The 23406-nt window shown below is 58.7% G+C and carries 24 protein-coding genes; 7 read left to right on the forward strand and 17 right to left on the reverse strand.

The window, feature by feature from the left end:
* Positions 1–16: 16 nt before the first annotated feature.
* Positions 17–619, reverse strand: coding sequence for a thioredoxin-like domain-containing protein (locus HED64_RS13610; RefSeq protein WP_168152567.1), 603 nt, complete (start codon positions 617–619; stop codon positions 17–19).
* 11 nt (positions 620–630) lie between these two features.
* Complete coding sequence (locus HED64_RS13615; protein ID WP_168152568.1) at positions 631–1275, reverse strand: DUF305 domain-containing protein; 645 nt, start codon at positions 1273–1275, stop codon at positions 631–633.
* 556 nt (positions 1276–1831) lie between these two features.
* Here HED64_RS13615 and HED64_RS13620 point away from each other — a divergent pair.
* The gene (locus HED64_RS13620; RefSeq protein ID WP_168152569.1) at positions 1832–2563 is read left to right on the forward strand and encodes a M50 family metallopeptidase; all 732 of its coding nucleotides are present in this window, start codon (positions 1832–1834) and stop codon (positions 2561–2563) included.
* A 393-nt stretch (positions 2564–2956) separates the two neighbouring features.
* Positions 2957–4447: a TIGR01777 family oxidoreductase gene (locus tag HED64_RS13625; protein ID WP_168152570.1), complete on the forward strand. Its 1491-nt coding sequence runs from the start codon at positions 2957–2959 to the stop codon at positions 4445–4447.
* A 13-nt stretch (positions 4448–4460) separates the two neighbouring features.
* On the opposite strand, the gene HED64_RS13630 is transcribed toward HED64_RS13625, so the two are convergent.
* The 5 genes from HED64_RS13630 to HED64_RS13650 form a co-directional block, all read right to left on the reverse strand.
* Positions 4461–5573 (reverse strand): YihY/virulence factor BrkB family protein, encoded by a 1113-nt coding sequence (locus tag HED64_RS13630; RefSeq protein WP_168152571.1) that lies wholly within the window; start codon positions 5571–5573, stop codon positions 4461–4463.
* Positions 5574–5988: 415 nt separating this feature from the next.
* A complete protein-coding gene (gene phnE / locus HED64_RS13635) occupies positions 5989–6807 on the reverse strand; it encodes a phosphonate ABC transporter, permease protein PhnE (protein ID WP_168152572.1) in 819 nt (272 codons plus the stop codon).
* Positions 6804–7613 carry a phosphonate ABC transporter ATP-binding protein gene (locus HED64_RS13640; protein WP_168152573.1) on the reverse strand — a complete coding sequence of 270 codons (810 nt, stop codon included), beginning with the start codon at positions 7611–7613 and terminating at the stop codon, positions 6804–6806. Before HED64_RS13640 ends, phnE begins: the two co-directional genes overlap by 4 nt.
* Positions 7613–8527: a phosphate/phosphite/phosphonate ABC transporter substrate-binding protein gene (locus HED64_RS13645; RefSeq protein ID WP_168152574.1), complete on the reverse strand. Its 915-nt coding sequence runs from the start codon at positions 8525–8527 to the stop codon at positions 7613–7615. The genes HED64_RS13640 and HED64_RS13645 overlap by 1 nt, the downstream gene beginning before the upstream one ends.
* 14 nt (positions 8528–8541) lie before the next feature.
* Positions 8542–9738: a TIGR03364 family FAD-dependent oxidoreductase gene (locus HED64_RS13650; RefSeq protein WP_342590727.1), complete on the reverse strand. Its 1197-nt coding sequence runs from the start codon at positions 9736–9738 to the stop codon at positions 8542–8544.
* On the opposite strand from HED64_RS13650, the gene HED64_RS13655 reads away from it, so the two are divergent.
* The 3 genes from HED64_RS13655 to HED64_RS13665 all read left to right on the forward strand — a co-directional run bounded on the left by HED64_RS13655 (position 9731) and on the right by HED64_RS13665 (position 12480).
* Positions 9731–10663 carry a GntR family transcriptional regulator gene (locus HED64_RS13655; RefSeq protein ID WP_245325987.1) on the forward strand — a complete coding sequence of 311 codons (933 nt, stop codon included), beginning with the start codon at positions 9731–9733 and terminating at the stop codon, positions 10661–10663. The genes HED64_RS13650 and HED64_RS13655 overlap by 8 nt on opposite strands.
* 30 nt (positions 10664–10693) lie before the next feature.
* Positions 10694–11386, forward strand: coding sequence for a phosphonatase-like hydrolase (locus HED64_RS13660; RefSeq protein ID WP_168152575.1), 693 nt, complete (start codon positions 10694–10696; stop codon positions 11384–11386).
* 317 nt (positions 11387–11703) lie between these two features.
* Entirely contained in the window at positions 11704–12480 is a 777-nt protein-coding gene (locus HED64_RS13665) for a LysM peptidoglycan-binding domain-containing protein (RefSeq protein ID WP_245325988.1), read from the forward strand.
* 133 nt (positions 12481–12613) lie between these two features.
* Here HED64_RS13665 and HED64_RS13670 read toward each other — a convergent pair whose 3' ends face one another.
* The 6 genes from HED64_RS13670 to kynA all read right to left on the reverse strand — a co-directional run bounded on the left by HED64_RS13670 (position 12614) and on the right by kynA (position 17312).
* On the reverse strand, positions 12614–13969 hold the full coding sequence (locus HED64_RS13670) for a permease prefix domain 1-containing protein (RefSeq protein ID WP_168152576.1): 1356 nt from the start codon (positions 13967–13969) through the stop codon (positions 12614–12616).
* Complete coding sequence (locus HED64_RS13675; RefSeq protein ID WP_168152577.1) at positions 13969–14331, reverse strand: helix-turn-helix transcriptional regulator; 363 nt, start codon at positions 14329–14331, stop codon at positions 13969–13971. The genes HED64_RS13670 and HED64_RS13675 overlap by 1 nt, the downstream gene beginning before the upstream one ends.
* Before the next feature lie 265 nt (positions 14332–14596).
* On the reverse strand, positions 14597–15070 hold the full coding sequence (locus HED64_RS13680; RefSeq protein WP_168152578.1) for an SRPBCC family protein: 474 nt from the start codon (positions 15068–15070) through the stop codon (positions 14597–14599).
* 18 nt (positions 15071–15088) lie between these two features.
* Positions 15089–15427, reverse strand: coding sequence for a metalloregulator ArsR/SmtB family transcription factor (locus HED64_RS13685; RefSeq protein ID WP_168152579.1), 339 nt, complete (start codon positions 15425–15427; stop codon positions 15089–15091).
* A 181-nt stretch (positions 15428–15608) separates the two neighbouring features.
* Complete coding sequence (locus tag HED64_RS13690; RefSeq protein ID WP_168152580.1) at positions 15609–16433, reverse strand: PaaX family transcriptional regulator; 825 nt, start codon at positions 16431–16433, stop codon at positions 15609–15611.
* Between the two features lie 9 nt (positions 16434–16442).
* Positions 16443–17312, reverse strand: a complete 870-nt coding sequence (gene kynA / locus HED64_RS13695; RefSeq protein WP_168152581.1) for a tryptophan 2,3-dioxygenase — start codon at positions 17310–17312, stop codon at positions 16443–16445.
* A gap of 224 nt (positions 17313–17536) precedes the next feature.
* On the opposite strand from kynA, the gene HED64_RS13700 reads away from it, so the two are divergent.
* Together HED64_RS13700 and HED64_RS13705 are read left to right on the forward strand one after the other, a co-directional pair.
* Positions 17537–18136 (forward strand): sunset domain-containing protein, encoded by a 600-nt coding sequence (locus HED64_RS13700; protein ID WP_168152582.1) that lies wholly within the window; start codon positions 17537–17539, stop codon positions 18134–18136.
* A gap of 111 nt (positions 18137–18247) precedes the next feature.
* Positions 18248–18508 carry a hypothetical protein gene (locus HED64_RS13705; RefSeq protein ID WP_168152583.1) on the forward strand — a complete coding sequence of 87 codons (261 nt, stop codon included), beginning with the start codon at positions 18248–18250 and terminating at the stop codon, positions 18506–18508.
* A gap of 257 nt (positions 18509–18765) precedes the next feature.
* Here HED64_RS13705 and HED64_RS13710 read toward each other — a convergent pair whose 3' ends face one another.
* The 4 genes from HED64_RS13710 to HED64_RS13725 form a co-directional block, all read right to left on the reverse strand.
* Complete coding sequence (locus HED64_RS13710) at positions 18766–19830, reverse strand: ribonuclease HI (protein WP_210149690.1); 1065 nt, start codon at positions 19828–19830, stop codon at positions 18766–18768.
* Positions 19831–20280: 450 nt separating this feature from the next.
* Entirely contained in the window at positions 20281–21453 is a 1173-nt protein-coding gene (locus HED64_RS13715) for an FAD-dependent oxidoreductase (RefSeq protein WP_168152584.1), read from the reverse strand.
* Entirely contained in the window at positions 21450–22160 is a 711-nt protein-coding gene (locus HED64_RS13720; protein ID WP_168152585.1) for a methyltransferase domain-containing protein, read from the reverse strand. The genes HED64_RS13715 and HED64_RS13720 overlap by 4 nt, the downstream gene beginning before the upstream one ends.
* A gap of 9 nt (positions 22161–22169) precedes the next feature.
* Positions 22170–23309 carry a type III polyketide synthase gene (locus HED64_RS13725; RefSeq protein WP_168152586.1) on the reverse strand — a complete coding sequence of 380 codons (1140 nt, stop codon included), beginning with the start codon at positions 23307–23309 and terminating at the stop codon, positions 22170–22172.
* Between the last annotated feature and the right edge of the window lie 97 nt (positions 23310–23406).

The following is a 23406-nucleotide window of genomic DNA, read 5'->3' on the forward strand; positions in this document are numbered from 1 at the left end:
TCCTTTTTCTTAAAGCTTAGATGCCGCCGGTGCAGGGGGCACCTGGTTCCGGGGTTTGCGGACCCTGACGGTATTTGGTGATGAAGGTTGAGATGCGAGGATCGTCAACCGAATCAACACTGAGCTGTTCGCCCCAAGCGCTGAGCTTGATCTTGGCCCCTTGCTCCGGGTACGGGGATAGCAGCATGTAGGTCTTTTCCCCCACGGTCTTGGTCAGCGCGGCTACGTCCTCGTCGCTGATCCCGTCATAGGTGATCCATACGGCACCGTGCTCCAAAGAATGCACGGCATTGGTCTCCGGCACGGGGCTTTGGTATACGCCGCAATTGAGCCAAACCGGGTTGTGGTCCCCTCCCACACCGGGAGTCTGGTCGTATTTTACGGGGGTGGATACATGGTTGGCCGCGGCGATTTTGTAGTCCTGGACCCCCTCTATGGGGGCAGCCGCGGCGGCGGTAGCTGCAGCTTTGTCTCTGGATGCGCCGGTGATGACCACGGTTGTCGGGATGACTATCGCCAGTGCTGCGGCGGCAATGATCGAGATCGTCAGGATCTTGGTCCGTTTTTCTTTCGCTCGGGCCTGGGCAAGTACGGCTTGGGCTTCTTCACGCTTATTCATGGGTTGGTCCTTTAGCTCAGCTGTGTCAGCAGCTGGGTCAAGGCCGAGATTTCGGCCTGTTGGGTCATGATGATTTTGTTGGCGAACGAGGTGACCATCGGGTCATCTCCGCGTTGTAAATACGCCTGAGCCATTTCGACGCCGCCATGGTGGTGGGCGATCATGAGGGTAAGAAATTGCTTGTCTGCCGCGGCGCCTCGGGCAGCGGTGAGCTTTTGAATCTCTTCCGGGCTGGCCATTCCCATGGAGTCCATGGTGTGTTCCGCTCCAGCTGTCACGTTCCCGTGACTCGAGTGGCCGGCATCCTCACTGAGCAGCGAACTCATCCAAGTCATGGATTCTCCGGTTTGAGGCAAGCCCCAGAGCTCCAGCCAGGCATACATCTGCCCCGATTGTTGCTGTTGAGTCAACGCGATGTCGTAGGCGAACGAGCGCACCGCGTCGTTGGTCGAATGCTCGCGAACAATCATCGAGAGTTGCACCGCTTGTTGATGGTGGGTTTGCATGTCCCGGGCGAAGCCAGCCTCGGGCGAGGCCTCAGAGGGAAAATTACTACGTGGATTGGCTGATCCAAGGATCCAGCCACCGGTGGCCATGGCTAGCATGAGCACGACCAAGGCGATGATCAGCGAACGTGAGGTTTTGGTTTTGGACATCTGGGGTCCTTGGAACGAATAAAGCGGATGCATCGGCACTGGCGATGCGCGGGCAGCAGTATGAGGGCTGGCCGTTTACGTTCGTGAAATGGAAAGCTCGTGCAGATCTGGTGCCCTGGCCTGCTGTGATTTCGTGGCCCGGTCCAGAAGGTCAGCTGCCGCAGGTCGTGCACCGAATGACCCGGAAGAATCCGGCAAAGGTGCGATCTGTGAAAGATTCAATTGCAGATTATGCTCGGCGGTGCATTGAACTTTGCTGGGTGCATCGGTAGGGCAATGCCGTGCACCTGCCTCATGCTCGACGACGGCATGGTTCGTCGACTCAGCATCGGGGAGCAATCCGGAGCTCTGGCAAATTGGGACCAGCAAGGCTAAAGCCACCAGCAGTCCCAATAGTCGTTTCACCCGCACGCCGTTCCTTGTATTCGCAAAATAAGTTACTTGAGCAGTCAAGGATATGAATGCAGTTTGTGTTTTTCCTGTGAACCACCGTGGGTTTCCTGTCCGACAGCTGCGTCCGGTCGTTGGCGGCAGTGAGCGGACATAGGGTGGATGGATGGAAATCATCGGCCACTGGTGGCAAGCGGTACTCGCGGGATTTAGTAAGACCGATCCGTTGGACCTGGCCCCTTTGCCGATAGTTGGGCTGATAATCCTGTGCCTTGTCTTGACGGTGCCACGGGCTTCATGGCGATTTTTCGGGTTGTATGTGACGTTTGTTCACGAACTGGGCCATGCTTTCGCCGCGCTCGTGACGGGTCGCTTTGTCCATGGCCTAAAAATCCGTCTTGACCACTCGGGAGAATTGGCCAGCAGCGGCAAACCGGGCTTCTCGGCGGTTTTCAGTGGTTTCTGGGGGTACCCGACGCCGGCAGTGGTGGGGTTGGCTCTGGTTGCCTCGACCTACTACGGCTATGCCTCGGCCGCGTTGTCCATCGGCGCACTGCTGTTGTTGGGTTCACTGCTTTTCCTGCGCAACGGCGTGGGGATAGCTGTGGCATTGTGTTCGGCTCTCACGGCTCAACTACTGGTGGTGTACACCCCGGACCAAGCCATGGCCTGGGTGGTACTGGGACTAGGGTTGATGCTCCTCGTGGGTGGCGTTCGAGACTTGTTCAAGGTCCTCGGCGTGCACACTCGCAGGCGCGAACTGATAGCTTCCTCCGACGCCTATCTGCTGTCTCAACGCAGTTGGTTACCAGCGTGGTTCTGGCTGTTCGCCTTCACTCTGGTCATTACGGTGTCGGTGGTGCTCGCGGCGCGGATGCTCCTGCTGATGTTGGGCTGACACCGATTCTGCCGCTCCACCAGTCCCCTTCAAGAGAGCGGTCGAATGCCTTATATGCTTTGCTCGGAAGACCGCGTGCCGAGGTCTCCGCAACGGAAATGCTGTGCCAAAGCCCGCCTGATCTCCGGTTCTTGCACACCGTAAGTCGCTGATATTTCTTCCAGGGTCCACCCTGCTGTGCGCAATTCCATGAGGGTTGGATATGCCGGCATGCCGAGGCTCATTTTCACCGCTCCCTTTCAACGGATCGATGTTTCCAGTCAAACGTCGCCCACCGACACTTTGGTATTCCGCAAAAGCTGAGAATCGCAACCGATGGTTGACAAGGACGACGTCATGTCACCTAGTGTTGATGATAGGGGACGACAACACTGGCTAGGGACGGAAACTGACATGGCAATCTTCGAATACACGACTTACCTGCCGCATCCGAGGAAAACGGTTTTTGGTTGGTTTGAACGTCCCGGCGCCCTGCCTCGGCTAACCGCGCCCTTCCTTGGAACCATCCGTCAAGAACCGGACAAGGGTCTAGCTGTGGGTTCTCGGGCAGTCTTGGGTATCGGAGTTCCCGGAACCGTGGCCACAGGATTGAGAGCAGCCGCACAGTCAGCGGCGCAAACTTTAGATTTGCCCGGATGGGCGAGCACGGAAATTCCGTGGCATGCCAAACACATTTCACTGAACCCCGGACGCGACTTCACCGACATCATGGAATCGGGACCGTTGGCGCGCTGGGAGCATCAGCACTTCTTCGAAGACGACAATAAGAGCCCGCAGCCAGGCACCATAATGCGCGATGTTGTGGAATTCGAACTTCCCGTGCTGCACAAGGTGCCATGGCGCGTCCCGAACCGGCTGGCCGAAGACGCGATGCGGCACCAATTGAACCAAGTGTTTCGCTACCGGGAACGGATGCTGCGTGCGGACCTTGAATTCCATGCTGGCCGTGTCGGAGCGCCGCTCACCATCGCCGTGGCGGGAGCCTCTGGCCTGATCGGCACCCAACTTTGCGCCTTGCTCACTGGGGGAGGACACCGGGTTAAGCGGCTAGTGCGTAATCGGTCTGCTGCCGATGGAAATGACCGCATCTTCTGGGACCCGGAACATGGGGTTCTTGACCGCGAGGATTTGCGAGACGTTGATGCGGTCGTGAACCTCGCGGGTCACACGATCGGCGGTCGGTTCACGCAACGGACCAAGCATGAAATTCGCAACTCACGGATTCTGAGTACGGATCTGCTCGCCCGGTCCATGGCATCACTGGCACAGGACGGACGGCAACGTAGTTTCATTGTTGCATCAGCCATCGGAATCTATGGTGCGGATCCATACACCGCTAGTGCCGGCAGCGAGCTGGATGAAAATTCTAAGCCGGGCAGCGACTTCCTAGCCGAGGTCTGCGAGGCGTGGGAGCGTGCGTGTGACCCGGCCCGCGAGGCGGGCGTCCGGGTAGTGAATGTTCGAACAGGACTGGTCCAATCCCCGGCAGGGGGCATGCTGCAACGGATGCTGCCGCTCTTTGCTGTGGGACTTGGTGGTCGACTCGGTTCAGAAGCATGGCAGTCCTGGATCGGCCTCGATGACGTGGTTGGCATCTACGCGCACGCAGCGCTGACCGACACCGTGAGTGGACCGCTCAACGCGGTGGCACCCCAACCAGTGCAAGCCAAGGAATATGCCCAGGTGCTGGGCAAGGTCTTGCGGCGGCCCGCGGCAATCCCCGTACCTGCTTTTGGTCCGCGGCTGCTTCTGGGCAAGGAAGGTGCGGAGGAGCTAGCCTTTGCTGACCAACGTGTGTCCTCTCAGAAGGTCTCCGAGAGTGGCTATAAATTTAGGAACGTCGACCTTGAATCGGCATTGCGCCACGTTCTGGGACGGTGCTAAGAGCGCAGTCGTTTTATTTCCGTGGGCCGTGACGTCGACCGAGTAAGTAAAGACCAACTCCACTAGCCGTCGCCACGAACATTCCCCACGGCATCCTGGGGCCCTTGAGCTGGACATCCTTTTGGACATCGGCACCGGCTCGCACCCGTAGGGCACGGGCATTCTCACGGTCATCAAGTAATGCCAAGCGTGCCTTATCGATCCCTGATTGGTCGCGAACCGGTAGCCCCAAGACCTCCTCAACAGCTTGACCCTGTCGCAGCCTTCTGGCTCGTTCCAGTTCGGCATCGAGCTCCGCTCCGAGCAACAGCGAGATGTTGGCCAGCCAAATCCACAAGAGCAGGATGATGACGCCGCCCAAGGCACCGTAGGCGCTTTGATATTTGCTGAAGTTCGCTACGTAGAAGAAGAAGCCCGCCGTACTCAGCGCCAGAACCACGAGCGCGCCGAGCGACCCCGCGCTGAACCAACGGAATTTCGACTGTCTGACGTTGGGGGTGAAGTGGTAAAGCATTGCGACCATCAACACGGCAATGATCAGGAGGACCGGCCACTTGGCGAGATTCCAGGTCTGCAATGCCGCGTCGCCGAGCCCAAGGACTTCACCCAGTCCACGGGCGACAGGACCGGAGAGTACGAGGATAGCGATCGCCGCTACGGCTAGACAGAGGAGCAGCAACGTCAAGACGTACATTTGTGGTCGCAATTTCCAGAGCGGACGCCCTTCCTCAGTGGAATAGGTGCGATTTAGTGCTCGGCCGAAGGCACCCACATAGGCGGAAGCCGACCACAGTGCCACCAGCAAACCAATCAGCAACGTCCAGCCGGCCCCGGTGTGTTCGCCGAGCTGCGCTAGGAGAGCGCCAGCGGTTTCACCCATTTCCGGAGTGCTAATCTGGCCGATGGTTTGGGTCATCCAGTCTCGGGCTTCGTCGCCTCCGCTGAGCAAGGAAAGCAACGAAAGCAATGCCAGTAATCCGGGAAATAAGGAAAGCACCGAGTAGTACGTCAACGAAGCGGCCAGGTCGGTCACTCCGTCGCGGGAGAACTCCCGAAGCGTTCGTTGGAGGGCATAGAGATAGGTATCTCTGCGTAGCTCGAGTCCGTCTGGTTTTGACTGGTCCACGGTCGATTTCTCCTACTATTAGCTTGGTCGGCTGGAACCATTCCACCTTACGTTCTAGTTACCTCGACGCGTGGAACGTGAAGCGGGGGATCCGTGAGTCGCCAGAAGAGCTAGGCCGGTACAACGGGTGCGTACGTGAAGAGGACCAGGATAAATATCTATTCGACCATGGTAGTAACTAATAGCATCACCGGGTCAACATATCTGAGTAGTCCGCATACGGAAGGTGAAAGCCCCGAAGCGGCACCAAGCGCGGAAACATGGCCAAATACCCACGCCGCACGCTAATGAAGAGGAACCTGACCATCATGTAGACCGGGGCGATAATCGGCGAGCTCGCGGCTACCCGCAAACCATCAACCTCGGCAGCCCCGATTTCCTTCAAGGCATCAGGAAGCAGGAAGGCGGACGCGTCCTAGACTTCAAGCTTTCGTCGGATGAACGAGGAGAGTTGGTCGACCAGAATGACCAGGACCAGAACCACCAAGATCTGAGTCAGCATCGCATCAAATTGGAAGGACTTGATGGATTGGTTGATGAGCAACCCGATGCCGCCGGCTCCGACTAGACCAAGGACCAAAGAAGACCGCACATTCACGTCGAAGCGGTAGAGCAGCAACCCGACAAACTGCCCTAGGACCATAGGCAACGCCGCATGGGTAACCTGCTGCAGGCGAGATGCCCCAACCGTGGACAAGGCCTGCTGTGGACCCGAATCAGTTTCCTCTATGGACTCGGCCCAGAGCTTGCCCATGACCCCGGTGTTGTGGCAGATCAGGGCCAGTACCCCGGCGAAGGGGCCAAGGCCCACTGCGGTGACGAAAATCAGCGCAAAGACAATGTCGGGCACTGCGCGGAAGAAGGACAGGATGGCGCGCGAAAGCTGATAAATGGTCTTGTGCGGCGTTGTAGTGCGCGAGGCGAACACGGCCAGTAGTAGGGCGCTGGGGATCGAAAGCGTGGTGCCTAGCAAGCCGATCCATAGTGTCACTGTGGTTGCCTTCAACGCCGGGGCCAGTACCGATTCCCAGTCAAGGTCAGGAGGGAAAGCGTCGGCCAGGAAGGATGCCATGCCTTCCGCCCCGGTGACTAGAGCGGCCGGCTCGAATTCGGTGCCGCGCAGCGCGAAGACGTGCAGAACGATGAACACCGCGATGGCGGTGATGATCGAGGTGATCCGCCACCCGGAGTTGGGGACCTTGGGGACGCAGAGCGTTGCTGCCGGAGTGCTCATGCCGCTGCTCGATTCGGGGTGTAAAGGCGGGCCTGCATGGAGGCATCGAGACCGGAGATGTCGCCGGAGTATTCGATGCGACCATCGATCAGGCCGACGACGGAATCGGCGTGGCGCACTGCCAGATTCGGCTGGTGCAGCACCGCGGCCACGGCCAGATTCTCTTCGCGGGCTAGCTCGGCCAGCAGCTCCATAACTTCCTCGGCGGCGCGCGGATCAAGGGCGGAAACCGGCTCGTCTGCAAGCAGTACCGAAGCGCGCTGGCACAAGGCCCGTGCCACGGCTACGCGTTGGGCCTGACCTCCGGAGAGCCTGCCGGCCTTCTCGTGGGCGCGGTCGGCCAGACCCACGCGCGCCAGTGCCGCCATCGCTTCCTCCTTCAGCTCGCGGGGAAAGAACATCGGACTGAAAGAGGCCGGACCGCTGAGCCGGCCCAAGGCTCCGGCGCATACGTTTTCCAATGCAGTGCGGCGCGGGACCAGATGGATCTTTTGAAAAATCATCGCCACCGAGGACCGAACCCTAACTAATGCGGTGCCGCGCAGCGTGGAGAGCTCAGTGCCGTTCAGCTTGATAGATCCGGCGTCGAGTGTTTCCAAGCCCATGATGCACTTGAGTGTGGTGGACTTGCCCGAACCGTTCGCGCCAAGAAAAGCGACTACGGAGCCGCGGGTAAGGGTGAAATTGACCCCGTCCAGTACGGTTCGCCCACCAAAGGACTTGGTGAGGTTCTCCACTTGCAGGATCTCTTCGCGGGGCGGTGCGCCTTGGAGCAGCGGGGGATGCGGTAGCCGTAGCGTCGTCATTAGATGTCCTTTTCGGTTAGGCCCATGGTGTCGGCCAAGTCGAAGAGCGGATTGTAGGTTTCCTTGGTGACCTCGACCAGAGGCCCGGCGGGGCTGACATCCAGGAACTTGCCGACCTCCTCGACGTCCGCCGGGGACAGGTTCAGCAGCGCGTCCTTGACGGCGGCCTTGAACGCGGGGTCGGCGTCCCCCGAGACGGTGATGGGGTCGTTCGGGATGGGTTCCGATTTCCAGACCTGGCGGAAGTCGGCGGGGTCGATGTTGCCCGATTCCTGGGCGCTGGACAGAGTCTGTGAATTGATCTGGGCTGCATCGACAGTGCTCTTGGTCAACGCGAGCAGCGCCTCGGGGTGCCCGCCGGCGTAGTTCATGTTCAGCTCTTCCTCGGCGATGCCGGCCTTCTTCAGTCCGTAGCGGGGCAGCACATCCCCGCTGGTGGAACCGACAGATCCCAGTGCTAGATCCTTGCCACGCAGGTCCTCGATGCCCTTGATCGCAGAATCCTTCGGCACCCAGATCCCGGCAGTGTAGGTGGAGAGCTTGCCGTCGGCGGTCCCGAAGGAGGCAAGCGGTTCGGCGTTGGCCTTGTCGGAAGCGAAGACGTAGCCCATGGGCCCGAACTGGCCAATGTCGAGTTTTCCATTGCGCATCGAGAGCACTTCGGCAGCATAGTCCTCCACCACCTGCACCTCGATCTTGCAATTCAGTTCCTTACCAAGCGAGGCGGCGAGGGCTTGGTAGGCCGGTTCGAGCTTGGACGGGTCCTCGAATGGTTCGATGCCGAACTTCAGTTCCCCGGTGGGGCAAAACGCGTTCGCATCGGCGTTGGCGGGGGCATCGGTGGAGGAACAGCCAGCCAGGGTGAATGCGGTGACTACTGCCAAGGACATGACGAGCGTGCGTGGGATTTTCATGGTGTGGCGGATCCTTAGCGTGTGGCGGATGAACGAGGGACAGTAAGGGCGGTGAGATTCGCCTCGGCTAGGCCGAAGGAGATGGTCATGCCGATGCCGCTGGTCACGGAGACCAGGGTGATGGATTCGGCGATGTCGCGCACGAGTACCGGAGCCACCTCGGAGGAAGCGTAAATGCCCTGCCAGCGTTCGGCGATGGCAAAGGAATCGATATCCAAGACCTTGGCCGTTGCCTGCAGCAACTTTCCGGTGGTTGCCTCGGTGAGGAAGGGCGCCTGGGTCAGATCGTAGGAGTGCGAGTCCCCGAGTAGGAGGGTCCCATCGGGCCGCTGGGTGAACATCACGTTGGCTCCGATTTCCAGTAGGTCGGGGTGGGCGGCCTCGACCTCGGCACGTAGTGCCGGTGCCGAGGGCATGTGGGTGAAAGCGTCGTAGCGCAGCATGGAGGTTGCGGTGAGCACCGCGGGGACGATCGTGGTGCTTTCCGGGGCGGAGGCCGAGACCATCTGCAGGGCGCAACGAGTGATCCGGTGTTCGGCCGCCATACTCGGGAACAATTGGTCCACGTCGTGACCGACGCAAATGAAAACGTGGCTCGCTTCGAAGGCACCGCGGCTGGTTTCCACCCTCGCCTTGCGCTCGGTGCCTGCCCCGAAGCCAAGCGCGGTGGTGTTGAAGTGCACCGCCGCATCGTCTTGTCGGTGGAGCCAGCCGGCCAAGATGCCCACCGTGGTGCGTGGATCTACCCGGAGGTCATCGGCGAGGAACGCTCCGCCGTGCAGGCCTTCAGTGTGCTCGCGCCCTAGCTTGGCCCGGACTTCCTCGGCGTTAAGCACCATGACTTGCCCCTCGGGACGGGAAGTGGAGAATTCGCGCAGCAGCTGTAGCTCGGTCTCGGTGGTGGCGACCACCAGTGCCCCGGACTCGATGGCCCAGAATCCGGCCTTGGCGGCGAAGTCGAGCCAGTGCTTCCGGCCTGCCTGTGCCATTTCGTACGTTTCGCCATGCTGGGCGGTAATGCAGGCGTGGCCGAAGTTTCGGATCGAGGCACCCACCGCACGGTGATCGCGTTCGATCACCGTAACGCTCAGGCCCGCCTGCTGGGCGAGTGCAGCATGGGCCAGACCGATGATGCCTGCCCCGACGATCAGGACGTCGGTGCTTGCCACCAGTTTTGTGGTGGGCTCAGAATTCATTTCGAAGATGTTCACGGCATTGATATTTGCCTGTCCCGTGACCCACATTCAAGCTGAAACGAGACTTGTCCAGACAAGTTCACGTACGGTTCATTTAGTTGACGATTCCTTCATGGTTAGTTCATTTTCAGTTCACCAAAAACCCCGAAAAGTCGTCGATTCCACTTGTATGCTCAAGTACGTGCAGTCAATATCCGAAGAGCCTATCCACCAGCGCCTGAGTGATCTATTTCGTGAGCGGATCGCCTCCAACGACTGGAAAGAAGGCAATCCGTTGCCCAGTGAGGCGGAGCTTTGTGCTCAGCATGGTGTCTCCCGAGGGACAGTCCGCCAGGCATTGGCAAGCCTTCGCAGCGAGGGCCTGATTGCCGGGGGCCGCGGCAAGCCTCCGGTGGTGGCCCACCCGGTGCCGTCCCAGTCGTTTGACACCTTCATGTCTTATACCGAGTGGGCTCATTCTCTGGGTCGGGAGCCAGGGCAGCGGACGATTGAGATCGCCCGGCGCCCGGCGGGTGAGGAGCTAGCGGGAAAGATGCTTCTTCAGACCGGCGAGCCGGTCATCCAGGTCCTGCGATTGCGGCTCCTTGATGGCCTTCCGACCATGGTGGAACGAAGTAGTTTCGTTTTGGAAGCAGGCAAGGCGCTTTTTGACTTCGACACGGACAGCGGTTCGATCTTCGGGCACCTGACATCCCTGGGTGTGGACTTGAGCAGGGGTAAGCATGTGATTGACGCTGTTGGTGCCGATGAGATGGATGCTTCTCTGTTGGGTGTGTCTGCTGGGTCGCCATTGCTGCGCGAGAACCGGCTGACCTACAGTCGCGACGGAAAGATTCTTGAGTGCTCGGATGATCGGTACCTGCCGCATCTGGCGAACTTCGTCATTGAAAATACCAGGGAGTCCAAGGTGGCTCTGGCGCGTGTCCCGCGGGTCGCGTGAGCATCAAACAACCAATGAAGGAAGAAATTAATGATTGAACTAGTCGTTTTGGATATGGCCGGAACCACCGTGGGCGAGCATGGGATCGTCTATCGAGCTCTCGAAGATTCGGTCACTGATGCCGGAGCCAGTGTGAATGCTACCGACCTGCAAACGTGGATGGGGGCAGATAAGACTGAAGCCATTGCCGCGTTGCTGGAACTCGGGGGTGTCAAGGCAGACCCGGAGCTGGTTGCCCGGCAGTTCGACTACTTCCGGGCCCTTCTGGCGGAACGCTATGCAGGCAATCCTCCGGTTGCTCTTCCGGGGGTTGAGGATGCTCTACGTACGCTGAAGGCCCGCGGAATCAAGGTGGGCCTGAGTACGGGTTTTTCGCGTGACGTTGCCGCGCCGATCCTAGAGACTCTAGGTTGGGGTATTGGTCAGGGCCAATTGCTCGACGCAGTGGTCACCAGCGATGAAGTCGCTGCCGGCAGACCCGCGCCATACATGATTCATCGGGTCATGGAAGCCACTGGCGTGCACAACGTGCGCAATGTTGTCGCTGGCGGTGACACCATGGTCGACCTTCTTGCTGCCAACAATGCCGGTGTGAACGGGCTGGGTGTTCTCACCGGGGCTCTGGGTCGTGAAGAGCTTGAACAGTACCCACACAGTTGGGTTTTGGACGGCGTCAAGGACCTTCCCAGCGTTCTTGAATCTGCACTAGTCAACCAGCAATAATTTGTTTTTGATAACAGCACTCCGGGGGCCAATGTGGCCGTCGGGGTGCTTTTGCGTGTGTGATTAACTTTTTATAGCAGTTTGACTAGGGTGTTTGTAAAATCAAGGTGACTCTGGCTTGACGTGGCCCCGGGGTGGTGTCGTACGGTCTTTGAGTAACGTTTCTATAACAGCAAGTTACGGAACACGTCACAACTACCGCCGAAGATCCTTCGTTGTCCATTACGGCGGTAGCCACTCGAACGTCGATTGCGACGCCGGACGACGCTGCCATGATGGTCCTGGACGACCTATGCGGAGGATGGCACTGGAGAAACATGATCCAGCTCAACACCAAAAGCAAGAACATTCGACGCGGCGCAGCAACTGCGGCTGCTTTGGCATTGGCCGGGGGCGCCATGGTCATGACCGTTGCTCCGGCATCGGCAGCAAGCACCGGCACCTGGGACGCGCTGGCAAATTGTGAGTCCGGTGGAAACTGGTCGATCAACACCGGAAACGGATTCAAGGGTGGACTGCAGTTCACCAACTCTACTTGGGCTGCATACGGCGGAAGCGGTAGCGCCGACAACGCATCGAAGTCTCAGCAGATCGCCGTGGCCGAAAAGGTTCTGGCAGGTCAGGGCTGGGGTGCTTGGCCCGCCTGCTCCGCAAAGCTTGGACTCTCCGGCAAATCGGGCAGCATAGCTGGCTCCAATTCGAGCGAGCCGAAGGCAACGACCACGCAGCAGGCACCGAAGTCCACCACTTCGACGCCCAAGAAGTCGACTTACAAGTCCAGTGAGTCGACCTACAAGTCGAACGAGTCGACCTACAAGTCGGCCCCCAAGCAGATCAAGTCGGTCCCCTCCAAGAGCGTGACCTCGACCGGCAACCGCGTGGAAAGTGCTCCGACCTCGTCGGCACCGACGATCAACGTCAACGTCGCTGACTCGGGCAAGAACTACACGGTCAAGTCCGGCGATACCATGTTCACGATCGCACAGGATCAGGGCTTGGATAGCTGGAGCGACCTGTACTCGTTGAACCACGACGTTGTTCCCAACGCCGACCTCATTTTTGTTGGACAGTCCCTGGACCTGCCCTCCAAGTAAACCGGTCCCTCGCGAGAGCGGGCAAACGGCCAAGTGGGCTGTTCTGTAGTCAACCCCCAAGTGACTATGGAGCAGCCTATTTGTGTTTGCGGATGTAGTCGTTTGAATCGTCGAGCTGTTACGTGACGCGACCTCACGCGAAGACAAATGCCAGCGGAAATATCAGCACCACCACAACCGCCCAGAGACCATAAACGGGCAGGTATTGTGTCTGCCAGTGTTCGAGCGACGCGAACGACCGACTTCCGCGTTGGAATCCCGCGCCGAGCCAGATGGCGCGCACCAGATGTACTAAAAGTATAAGGTTCAGCCCCAGTGCGGCCGCCTTGTTCGGGCTGAAGCCGAATTCGGCGATCCTGGCCAGCATCGCTGCCAACATGGCGGCATTCACTGCCAGCGCCGTTCCTATAAGTATGAGTTGCATGGCATCGAAGAATCCTGGCGGTGTCATCGGATCGCGAGCCGAGAGCGAGTAGAGCACCAAGCACAGTACCAATATCAGAATCGCGTCCATCAGGATGAGCAGACCACGGTCAACATTGAGCAGGCTGCCGGTGGTGGTGAGAACAACCAGCATTGCCAGCAGCATCACGATGGTCAGCGGAGTGAAGACACGTGTGAGCACCGGTGCGATATTTTCGATGACGTTCTGCTTGGCCTCGACCAGCCAGGCTGCTATGACTAGGGCCCCGGGGACAGCGAAGGGCAAGATCCACGCCTCCATGACCGGTTCCAGATCCAGGCCCACAAGCTGAAGCATGGCAAAAGAAAGCCCCATCAGAACACCACCACCGAGTCCTAGCAGGGTGAAGTAGATGAGCAATTCTCCGGTGAACCTGACGAAGTCCATGCGCCTGCTATCGGAGCGCCATTGACCGCCGACATACGCCAGCCCCGTCATGACCCATAGGAGTACGGGGGCGTGCAGCGCAGCGAGCAACCAGGTTGAACCGCCTGGAACAAACGGATAGACGTTGAGAACTACGGCCAATGCAAGGAACGCACCGAGCAGGACAACCACCGTGCTCGCGGAGAGCCGCCGCTTCCATGCGAAGTATGCCCCGAGGAATGGGAAGACCAGCAGGCCGAGGTTACGCAGCAGAGCGTCGTCATCACCCAACCAGATGAATCCCGCCTTGAGCGCTAGCCCAGCACCTACAGCCAGAGAAATGACCACGGTGAGTTCTCGCCACAAGGTGACTCCGGTGTCCGCGCCCATTGCACCCTCGGGAAGCAGGACTAGTTGTTTCCACAACCGCTCAGAATGTTCCTGCGCAAACTCACGTGAAACGGCATCTAGGTTTCCCAGACGCTTGATGGCTACGAGGAAGGCCTCCTCATCGTCGAGCCCGCTGGCCTTCCTGTCGGTGATCTGCTCGCGCAGGTGATCCTCGAGCTCATCGAGGTCGGTGGAGGAAATTACCTGACGCCGGGCCAGGAAAACGCGCCATATAGCGATTTGGGCCTCAAGGCCCGCCTGCGGTTCCATTATGCATTCCTCGTTGTTGCAGGGACTGGGTGTTGCGCAGCATTCCATATTTGCCGTAGCGCGTCAGCGACGACTTCCCATTGACCCTGTCGCTCGGCCAGCGCGGCACGACCTGTCTCGGTGATGAAATAGTGCTTGCGCCGGCGGCCGGCCTCCGATCTGGCCCAGGCCGCTCGCAGCAGGTCGAGCCGTTCCAAACGGTGCAGCAGTGGATAGAGCATGCCATCGCTCCATTCCATGTTCCCGCCGGAGATCTCATTCACGCGCTTGATGATGGCGTAGCCATGTAATTCTCCGCCCGCCAGGATCCCCAATACGAGCGGGGTTGCCGATGCGGCAACCAAATCTTTGTCAATGCGCACGGTGACTCCTATACATAGATCTACTAGGTATTGAACGCCTGGTGTTCGCAGATTGCAATGGCTGGGAATGGAGAGCAAGTCATTGGCGCGAATCCGCCGCATTTGTGCTTAACGACGTGTGCCCCACTAGTTTCCCATCGTCGCGGGGAGAGAAAACTAGTGGGGCACACGGAGTGGTGCCAGGCGGAACTGGCGTGGCTCCCTAGGCGCGCTCTGTGGGCATTGTTGCGGTTTGGCGTAAGCGCTACTTGCCGCGTGTGATCAATCACCGATTGGCAAGTAAGGCATCTAGCCGCTGGTACCCCTGTGAAAGGCCGACCTCCATGCCGGATGCGACCATCCCGTCACGGGCCTCTTGTGAGGGATAGACGGAATGTCCGACCAGCCTGCAGCGATTGTCGGCTAGGGTCTCGAAGTGCATGTAGTCCATGGCTACAACGTCAGGGAAGCCGTCAAACTCAAATGTTTGTAGGGCAAATTCATTTTCGCGGACTTTGTGAAACACTCCGCTGAAGCCGTAGCTTCCAGTGTGATCTGTGTGCGTGTATTTGTAGGATCCCCCGGTTCGGAAGTCGTAATGGTCGACTTCTATTTTCATGTCATCGGGGCCAAGCCATTGGGCAACAATTTCCGGATTTCGATGTGCTTCAAACACGGCGGCAACGGGGAAATCGAACTCCCGAGTGAATTCAATGAAGGGCGCGCCTTCCGGGATAGTGACGTTTAGTGCATTGCTCATGTCGAGTCCTTCGTGAATCTATCCGCGGGGTGCGGATTGGCTTCTGAGTACGGCATCCAAGCGGTTGTACTTCTGTTCTGCAAGCAGTCGATATCTGTCGATCCAACCAGTCAGTTCCGCGAGGAGAGCAGGATTCAAGTGAACTGGTCTGCGCTGGGCCTCACGAGTACGGGTCACCAGGTGCGCCTGTTCAAGAACTTGAATGTGCTTCGAGATGCCCTGGACGGACATCTTGAACGGTTCGGCGAGTTCATTTACGGTGGCCGGTCCGGCGGAGAGCCGGACTATGATCTGCCTCCGTGTTTGGTCCCCAAGGGCCAAGAACGCCCTATTGAGATCTTCATCGTCAAACGTCACGTATTCAACTCTTTTCTTTATCAACCTTTCGGTTGAATACAAGAATGCGCCTCCATTTCACCAGCGTCAAGGGGTGCGAGGCGATAATATTCATCCGGCTTTCGAGCTGTCCTCAATGCGGGAGCTGCCGTAGCTAACGCTTAGGTGTTCTGGAGGATGGGAGAAGCGGTCCTCAGTGAAGTTACATCAGCGATTCCATGTACTTCCGGGCCGCAGCAGCGTGGCCCGATTGTATGTTCAGAAACAGTTTCGAACTCGCTCTTCCCGGCCAATCTTCGGGTAGAAAAGAGAGTGGCAGTCCAGGGTCTAGGTAGGGGATGGTCCGCCATGAATCTATGGCCCGTACGTAGGTAGCAAAGCTGTCGGCGGGGCTGGACTTCGACGCGTGTGCGGCCTTTCCGTTCTGCGCCAAAAAAGAACGATGCATGGCGTCCAGTGATTTAAGATCCCACCAGATCGCCGCCATGAACTGCGGTGTTCCAGTGAATTCTAGGGTATTGGAAACGACGACGGTGGCCTGATTCTTCAGATCTAAGACCCTGAGGATCTCCCAAACTTCTTCGCGTAGATAGTCCGGGAAAATCCACAGCCCCGGCGCCATGAGACCACCACCAATTCCCTGCAGATATTTGCGCAGCTGATGGCGCCGTTCGCGCTGGGCCTCAGGAATCGAGTACGAGAGGATGCACCAATTGTCATCGCTGGCCATCGACCTTGGCTCGAATATGCGCCGGTCTCCGCGAGCAAGGATGCCTCGACCCGTGACAGTGAGTGCGAATCCGGACTCGTCGCCGCGGGTCTGTGGATCCAAGATTCCCTTCTTTTTCAGTCGAGAAATCGCTGTCCGGGTTACCTGTGGGCTGGTGCCCAGAGTGTCCATCAACGAGATGAGGTGCGGCGAGGAGATCCAGCCCCCCATCTCGCGAAGGTATAGCCCAACGATGGTGCGGACCAAAGAAGTTGTGCTGCCTGGCCGTGCATCAAGGTCATCGAGTTCCGAAAGCATGTGCCGGTGCTACTTGCCGATCTCGGTGCGAACAGCGAAGAGCTCTGGGAAGAACGTCAGATCTAACGCACGCTTGAGGAAATCAACCCCCGAAGAGCCTCCGGTGCCTTTCTTGAAGCCGATAGTGCGCTGTACAACACGCATGTGGCGGAAGCGCCAGGCTTGGAAGTTATCTTCCAAGTCAACGAGATCTTCGCAAGCCTGGTAAAGGCTCCAAGTCGTGTCATCTGACTCGTAGATGTCCTTGTAGATGGGAACCAGCGATTCCTGGAAGACCCAAGGCTTGGAAACGTCGCGATTCAAGATCTCGACCGGGACGGCGTAGCCCGCGCGGGCCAGTGCGCGGAGGAAGGCATCGTAAACCGTCGGTTCATGAAGAAGCTTAGAAAGTAGTTCATGGGCGCCCGGGTCTGATTCGAAGACTTGGAGCATGCCTTGGTGCTTGTTGCCCAGGATGAACTCGACGGCACGGTACTGATAAGACTGGAAGCCAGAAGATGAGCCGAGCGATCCACGGAACTGCGCATATTCACGCGGGGTTAGAGTGGCGAGCACCGCCCACTGCTCGGTCAGGGTCTTTTGGATGTGTTTGACGCGAGCCAGACATTTTAGCGATTTACCAATGTCGTCGTTATCCATGAGCCGACGCGATTCGACGAGTTCATGAAGCATCAGCTTGAGCCACAGTTCGCTGGTCTGGTGCTGGATGATGAAGAGCATTTCATCGTGGTGTTCCGGGACGCTGACCGGGTGCTGTGCTGAAAGCAGGCGTTCTAGATCTAGATATCCTCCGTACGACATGGCGTTGCTGAAGTCTGTGCGGACGGTTTCTTCAATTTCGCGTGCACCCTCGGGTGTCTGTGCGTGTGGGCAGGCCATGGAAAGATCGTATCAGTTTCTCGACGAGCGTCAAGAGAATGAAATGTTCCGAAGAGTTCGACATGCCCCATGTCAAACCGGAGCATTTTCATCGCAATATTGCTCTTTCCGATTATTAGCGCGGTAACGCTTCGATGGCTTTAGTGAAATCTGTGGTTTTATTGTTTATTGGATATGAAATGGGTAGATGACCATGAGGTCGTCGTATTTTTCTGGGGGAAATTTTGAATTCAATTACTCGTACGTTTGCCGCCATTGCGATGGCTGCAACAGTCGCTTTTTCTGGTGTGGGTGTGGCTACGGCAGCACCGCTGGCTCCGACTCAGTCGGTTTCGGTGATTGCAGCCAAGAAGGCCCCGGCCATCACCATCAATAAGATTTCCAACAAAACCGTCAAGGGATCGGCGAAAGCCACCATTAAGCCGTCGGTCAAAGCAGCAAAGGGTGTCAAAGTCACCAAGAAGTTGCTGACTGTAAAACAGGGCAAGAAGACTGTAGCTAAGAACAAAGCCTCAGTCGCGCTGAAAGCCGGAACTTACAAGGTGACCACCACGGTTAATTACACGGTGAGCAAAAAGAAGCTCAAAGTATCCAAAACGCAGACTCTGGTCATCAAGAAGGCTGCGGTGAAGAAATCTTGGGCCGCTCCGAAGGGCAAAAACTGCCCGGCAGGATTCCCCGTCAAGGGCAACAAGACCGGCAGTAACAACGAATGGAAGTACCACGTAAAGGGCGGTCAGTTCTATGATCGCACCATTCCCGAGCAGTGCTTCAAGACAACTTCAGACGCTCGTAAGGCGGGTTACCGCGCTTCAAAGCGTTAATCTCCTTTCTCTACTGCATCACTTGAGGCGGCCCACAATCAAAATTGTGGGCCGCCTCAAGTTGTTTATGGCTCTGGCGACTTGCCCTGTTGATTCAGCGTATGGATCGTCGTGAAATTCCTGATTGCCTTTATTCATTCCCTGATGCCCGTCTCGGGAAGTTTGGTGAAGGACTTTAGGTTCGCCCATCACTCCAGTCTTCTAACCACTGACGCTCTCTTCACTGCAAATGATGTAGTTGGCCTCGTGGAAACAGAGCTTGACTCAGAAAAAATCGGCCGTCGTACCCGCAGCCGTGCCCAACCGATCTTCCGCGTTGAAGGTCCTAGAAACCTTGCCGGACAATACAACGAATCCGGCCACGGGCGATGACCGAAACAAGAAACTTGTTATTGGTTGGAAAGACGTCAAACGAAAAAATGTGATAAGCCCCAGGGCAGTCGCCCGGTACCTGTTGTGCGAAGGCAGACCAGGAAAAGAATGAGGAACAAAAATAACGGAAAAAATACACCTGCAAACCCAGCAATGCCGGCACGCGCCTCCACTGGAGCTAACCCGGCACGCCGTTTCCTAATAGCTACCGGTCATGGGACGAGGGTGAGGTGCCCACATGGCTCAATTGGTCAAGGCTAGTGGACTTGGAAGAATCGCCCCAGACGCAAAGGCAGTGTCTTGCCCACGTCGACGCCCTCGTCGGCGATCTGTAGAAGCAGGTGTTGCCGTTCATCGGTGGAAATGTTCGACGCGAAGCATCGTCTGGCCACCAAGGCCAGCCTGTCGGCCAGCTCATTCATGGGATCGCCAGAATGTGCCTTGACCCAGTCGTATTTGACCTCAGAACGGGAAAGCAGTTCATGGATCTTGTGCACGATAGGCTTCACCTCCTCGGACCTGATGCTTGTATGGCTCTTGGGATTGCTGAGCAGGTTAATGGCCAATAGTGAGTCCGAACGGATCGAAAAGCTCACCTTTCCGGCGAACAGAGCGTCGTGGTACCTGCTGGCGTCCTGTAGGGCGTAATAGATGGAATTGAGTTCGCCCTGCAGGATTTCCTTGCCGGCGGCTGCGAAGGCGTTGACCATGGGCACAGACCCCCGCCCGTAATCCAGAATCCAGCCGTGGCCCATCAATGGGCTATGCCAACTGCGTGAGGCATCGGTGGTGATTGTCAGTTCGCAGTAGAAGTCCTCGATGCGTTCTTGGAGCAGCGCCGTTGCGGCTCGAGCCCCTGCAGGTGGGCGGAACCGTTCCGAGACTTCGAATCCGAGCTGAGCCAGTGCCTCGGGCAGACGGACTTGTCCGTTCAGCAATACGTTGTCGCAATAAACCGATTCGGTTGCGTTGCAGCGCACCGCGCGAATGGCTTTGTCGAGGTGCGCCATCAGCACGCCAAGCTTGTGCCCGGATTCGTGGACGGGCAGGAAGCCGCACCTTTGAGTAACGACCTGTAACGCAGCGGTACGAACCACAGCCCAAAATAGGGTTTGGTGGTGGTCGCGCACCTCAACGGTGACTCCAGAACGTTCTGTGACCGTCTGGACCGCGGGAATGAATCGCGCGGAAGGAGGCGTTGGGCGTGGTGCCTGCATGTTCTCCTCCTCGATTCGGCGCCGGGTATGCAGCGTGCGGCATACCCGATCCTCAAAGCTACCGAAAATACGGGCGATGGGGATAGAGAATTCGGATCTGCTCATGGGAAGATTTTTGGCCCGGTCCGGGAAATCTCAATGCCGGATGGCCACTGGCCCAGTTCGGTACCGCAGTTCCAAGCCCGTTGGTCGATGCTCGGCACCGGGATGGCATGCCCGCAGTCTTCATTCTTCGCTATCACCTCCGCGACCTGTACGCCGCTCGGCCCAAGACGGTGGACCGAGTCCGACAAGGACGCCGGGGGGCGATCAGGTGTGCCTAGGATTGATGTGACCGCGATGCACTCTAGACGAAGCGGGTCTGTACAGGCACGGAAACAGGGCTGTCCAAGCTGCAACACCAGCAGCTGATCGTCACTCTGTACGGGCTCTATGGCCACTTTGCCGACGGCACCGTCTCGGTAGCGTCCCCGAGCCATCGCTTTCTGCGTGGCCACCAAACAGCGTGCGTGCAGGCGCGGTGAAGGCTCCATTCTCTCCGTGCCCGCCGCTGTTCTATGACGGAGTTTCCCCTCGCAGAACGTGCTCTTCCCCGCGGGTCATGGTGAAGGTAGTGGCAATTGCGGCGGAAACCTTTTTTGAGTTAAAGAGCGCACGTGCCAGCGCGTCGCGTGGCACAGTGGCTGGGCTCCACAACGGGCGCCCCAGTGCCATGTTCACGTGCGCCTGCCGGGCGGCGCGCCGGGCCGCGGACAACCTCCGGTGCGAGAAGTCCGCGAGTTGTTTCTCGATCTGGTCCTGTGCCAAGGCACCGCCCACCGCCGCATCCAGGATGGGGGCCAATGCGGCGGCATCGAGCAAGCCCAGCGTCATGCCCTGACCGCCGATGGGACTGACCTCGTGGGCGGCATCCCCGATCAGCATGAGGTTGCCGTGGTGCATAGAGCCCACGGCAAAGTTCCCGGTCCGGAACCGACTGAGCATGGAGTCTTCTCCTGTCTCGACCCGGTGCCCGGTCCGCTGCACGATGAGTTCGGGCAGCGACGCGGTCTCCGATTCCCGGATCCAGCAAACCCAGCGCCGTTGGTTCCCCGGAAGAGGAAACGACTCGGTGATCCCGTGCTCGTGCAGGAACAGTGCGGCAATTGATCCGAAGCCGGTGTTATCCGCGTAGTCGCCCATCAGGTAGCGATCCGGCAGGTCGCGGCCGCGGAACGGGACCAGTGCTGCCCGCCGCACGGCCGAGCGCGTGCCGTCGGCCCCGACGAGATAGCGGCATTGAAGCCATTTGCTCTTACCGCCTGCACTCGCCTCTACGGTGTGGAACCCCGCGTGCGTGGTGAACGAGGTGAATTCGTGGCCCTCAAGCAGCACCGAGGGATCCAGTGAGTGCAACCGATCGCGCAATAGCCCCACGGTTTGGTTCTGCGGCAGCGACAACACGAAACGGTGTTCGGCCGGGATGGAGCCGAACTCCAATTCTGCCGCGACCCTTCCGCGAGAGATACCGACCCCACGAGTGATCCGCACCCCGGCCGCCAGCGCATCCCCGCCGACCCCGAGACGCGTCAAGACGGCAAGGCCCGGCGGATGAATCCCGATGGCGCGCGAATGCTTGCCGATATCGGTGCGGGATTCAAGCAGGCGCACGCTGCGCCCGGCTTTGCGCAGCAGGATCGCCAGCGCCATCCCGCTGGGCCCGGCCCCGACGATGAGAACATCAATCATTGGCCGGTCCGTTGCGGCGCATGCCAGATGGCCAGATTCCGGTACAGGCCCGCGGCATGCGCATGCCAGCCGCGGGGAAGCAGCGCCGCGAGTTCCTCGGTGGTGTACGAACGACGGATGGAGAGCAAACCATCGCGTCTGATCAACGAGCTCCCGGCCAACGGCGCGGTGGCCAGACCGAAGAACAAGAGCGCAGAGCGCCGGCGATTGATGTCACTGTGGATCGCCAGCGACCCGGCCAGAAGCTGGCTGTCGGCGAGGATTCCGGCCAATTGCATCGGGTCCAGGTGGTGTAGAACATGGTTGGAAATGACCACATCGAACACTTGTTTTTCGGCCACCAGTTCGGCACTCATGGCCCGGCGCAATTCCAGTTCCCCGGGACCGAGCCCGGCGACGGCAACCGCACGGATGGCAAAGTCGTGGGCGCGCGGGTCCGGGTCAATACCCGTGACCTTGACGCTGTATCCGTCGGCCTGCGCCCAACGCAGCAGTGCTAGGGCAATGTCCCCACCACCGCACCCGATGTCCAGAATCGTGGCCGTGCGGTTACGCGGCAGGACGGGGCGAACCAATTTCAGATACACCGATCGCCAGCCAGCGACGCACCGGTTGACCAGCGGGAACTGGGCATAGGTGCGCTCAAGCAGGACGGGATCGCAGTCGGGCCTGTCCATTTCCTCGATGCCGATGGTATCCCGCTGCATCGGGGCGCCTCAACCGTTGGTCCCTGGCACCAAGGTCATCAGCGCAGTTTCCACCGTCAAGCCAGGACCAAAAGCCATAGAACACACGCGCTCGCCGGAGGATTCGGGCCGGGCGAGGTTCTCTTCCATGATGCTTTTGAGCACAAACATCACCGTGGCGCTGGACATGTTGCCGTAGTCGTTGAGGATCCGCCGGGCGGGTATCAGCTGTTCGTCGGTGAGCTCGAGGCGTTTTTGGACGCGATCCAAGATGGCCCGACCGCCGGGGTGGATGCCCCAGTGCTCAATATCCGAATACGTGGCGCTGGTTGAGGGGTCACGGGCGAACAATGGTTCCAAGGCGCCGGCAATATGGTCGTCAATGATGTGCGGGACGTAGGTCCCCAACACCATTTCGAAGCCCTCGTCTCCGATGTTCCATGCCATGGCATCCTCTCCCACGGGAGTCAGGACGGTTTCGAAATAGTCCAATTGCATTCCCGGACCGGCAAACTCGCGAGCCGAAACAATCGCAGCTGCTGCTCCGTCGGCAAAGAGCGCTGAGCCCATGATGGTGTCGGGATCACTGGAGCTGCGCACGTGAATGGAGCACAGCTCGGCGCAGACCACCAAGACCACGGCATCCGGATCGGCGTCGCAGAAGCTCTTGGCCGCTCGCAGGGCCGGGAATGCTGCGTAGCATCCCATGAATCCCAGATGGTATCGCTGGGTTGCGGGACTGAGCCCGAGCGCCCTGACCAATTGGTAGTCAGGTCCGGGGTTGTAGAAGCCGGTACAGGACACCGTGATCACGTGGGTGATATCTTCTGGCCCCAAATCAGGGCAGGCGTCTAGAGCCTTTTGTGCAGATTCGATGTAAAGTCCCGGAGCCGTGGCCACGAAGACCTGGTTGCGTTCCTTGGTGCTGGGCCGCAACAGAAGCCCGGAATCGGCATCAAAGAATAGCGGGTTCTCCGCCACCGAGGATGTGGTGAATTCGGTGACTGCGGTGTGCCGAGTGGAGATCTGAGCGGAGTCAAATGAGGTGCTGATCAGGCGTTGGCCCAGCCGCGTCAAGTTGGGCTGCGCGGCGAAAACATCTCTGGTCTTGTCTTGGTAAAGGATCGTGGGAGGAACAGCTGTCTGGATCGTTCTCATCATGACTGGCATATTGCCGAGCCTATTGCCGGATGCAGTCGGCGTAAAGGGTCCGATCATGACAGCATCCGGGTGAGCCGACCGCAAGGAAGAGATCAAGGAAAAATGC

The organism is Paeniglutamicibacter terrestris, assembly GCF_012271785.1.
GTDB lineage: Bacteria > Actinomycetota > Actinomycetes > Actinomycetales > Micrococcaceae > Paeniglutamicibacter > Paeniglutamicibacter terrestris.

Coding starts and splice junctions, on each gene's coding strand:
- HED64_RS13610 (WP_168152567.1), bottom strand. CDS start 619: ATGAATAAGCGTGAAGAAGCCCAAGCCGTACTTGCCCAGGCCCGAGCG.
- HED64_RS13615 (WP_168152568.1), bottom strand. CDS start 1,275: ATGTCCAAAACCAAAACCTCACGTTCGCTGATCATCGCCTTGGTCGTG.
- HED64_RS13620 (WP_168152569.1), top strand. CDS start 1,832: ATGGAAATCATCGGCCACTGGTGGCAAGCGGTACTCGCGGGATTTAGT.
- HED64_RS13625 (WP_168152570.1), top strand. CDS start 2,957: ATGGCAATCTTCGAATACACGACTTACCTGCCGCATCCGAGGAAAACG.
- phnE (WP_168152572.1), bottom strand. CDS start 6,807: ATGAGCACTCCGGCAGCAACGCTCTGCGTCCCCAAGGTCCCCAACTCC.
- HED64_RS13640 (WP_168152573.1), bottom strand. CDS start 7,613: ATGACGACGCTACGGCTACCGCATCCCCCGCTGCTCCAAGGCGCACCG.
- HED64_RS13645 (WP_168152574.1), bottom strand. CDS start 8,527: ATGAAAATCCCACGCACGCTCGTCATGTCCTTGGCAGTAGTCACCGCA.
- HED64_RS13655 (WP_245325987.1), top strand. CDS start 9,731: ATGTTCACGGCATTGATATTTGCCTGTCCCGTGACCCACATTCAAGCT.
- HED64_RS13660 (WP_168152575.1), top strand. CDS start 10,694: ATGATTGAACTAGTCGTTTTGGATATGGCCGGAACCACCGTGGGCGAG.
- HED64_RS13665 (WP_245325988.1), top strand. CDS start 11,704: ATGATCCAGCTCAACACCAAAAGCAAGAACATTCGACGCGGCGCAGCA.
- HED64_RS13670 (WP_168152576.1), bottom strand. CDS start 13,969: ATGGAACCGCAGGCGGGCCTTGAGGCCCAAATCGCTATATGGCGCGTT.
- HED64_RS13680 (WP_168152578.1), bottom strand. CDS start 15,070: ATGAGCAATGCACTAAACGTCACTATCCCGGAAGGCGCGCCCTTCATT.
- HED64_RS13690 (WP_168152580.1), bottom strand. CDS start 16,433: ATGCTTTCGGAACTCGATGACCTTGATGCACGGCCAGGCAGCACAACT.
- kynA (WP_168152581.1), bottom strand. CDS start 17,312: ATGGCCTGCCCACACGCACAGACACCCGAGGGTGCACGCGAAATTGAA.
- HED64_RS13710 (WP_210149690.1), bottom strand. CDS start 19,830: ATGAGCAGATCCGAATTCTCTATCCCCATCGCCCGTATTTTCGGTAGC.
- HED64_RS13715 (WP_168152584.1), bottom strand. CDS start 21,453: ATGATTGATGTTCTCATCGTCGGGGCCGGGCCCAGCGGGATGGCGCTG.
- HED64_RS13720 (WP_168152585.1), bottom strand. CDS start 22,160: ATGCAGCGGGATACCATCGGCATCGAGGAAATGGACAGGCCCGACTGC.
- HED64_RS13725 (WP_168152586.1), bottom strand. CDS start 23,309: ATGCCAGTCATGATGAGAACGATCCAGACAGCTGTTCCTCCCACGATC.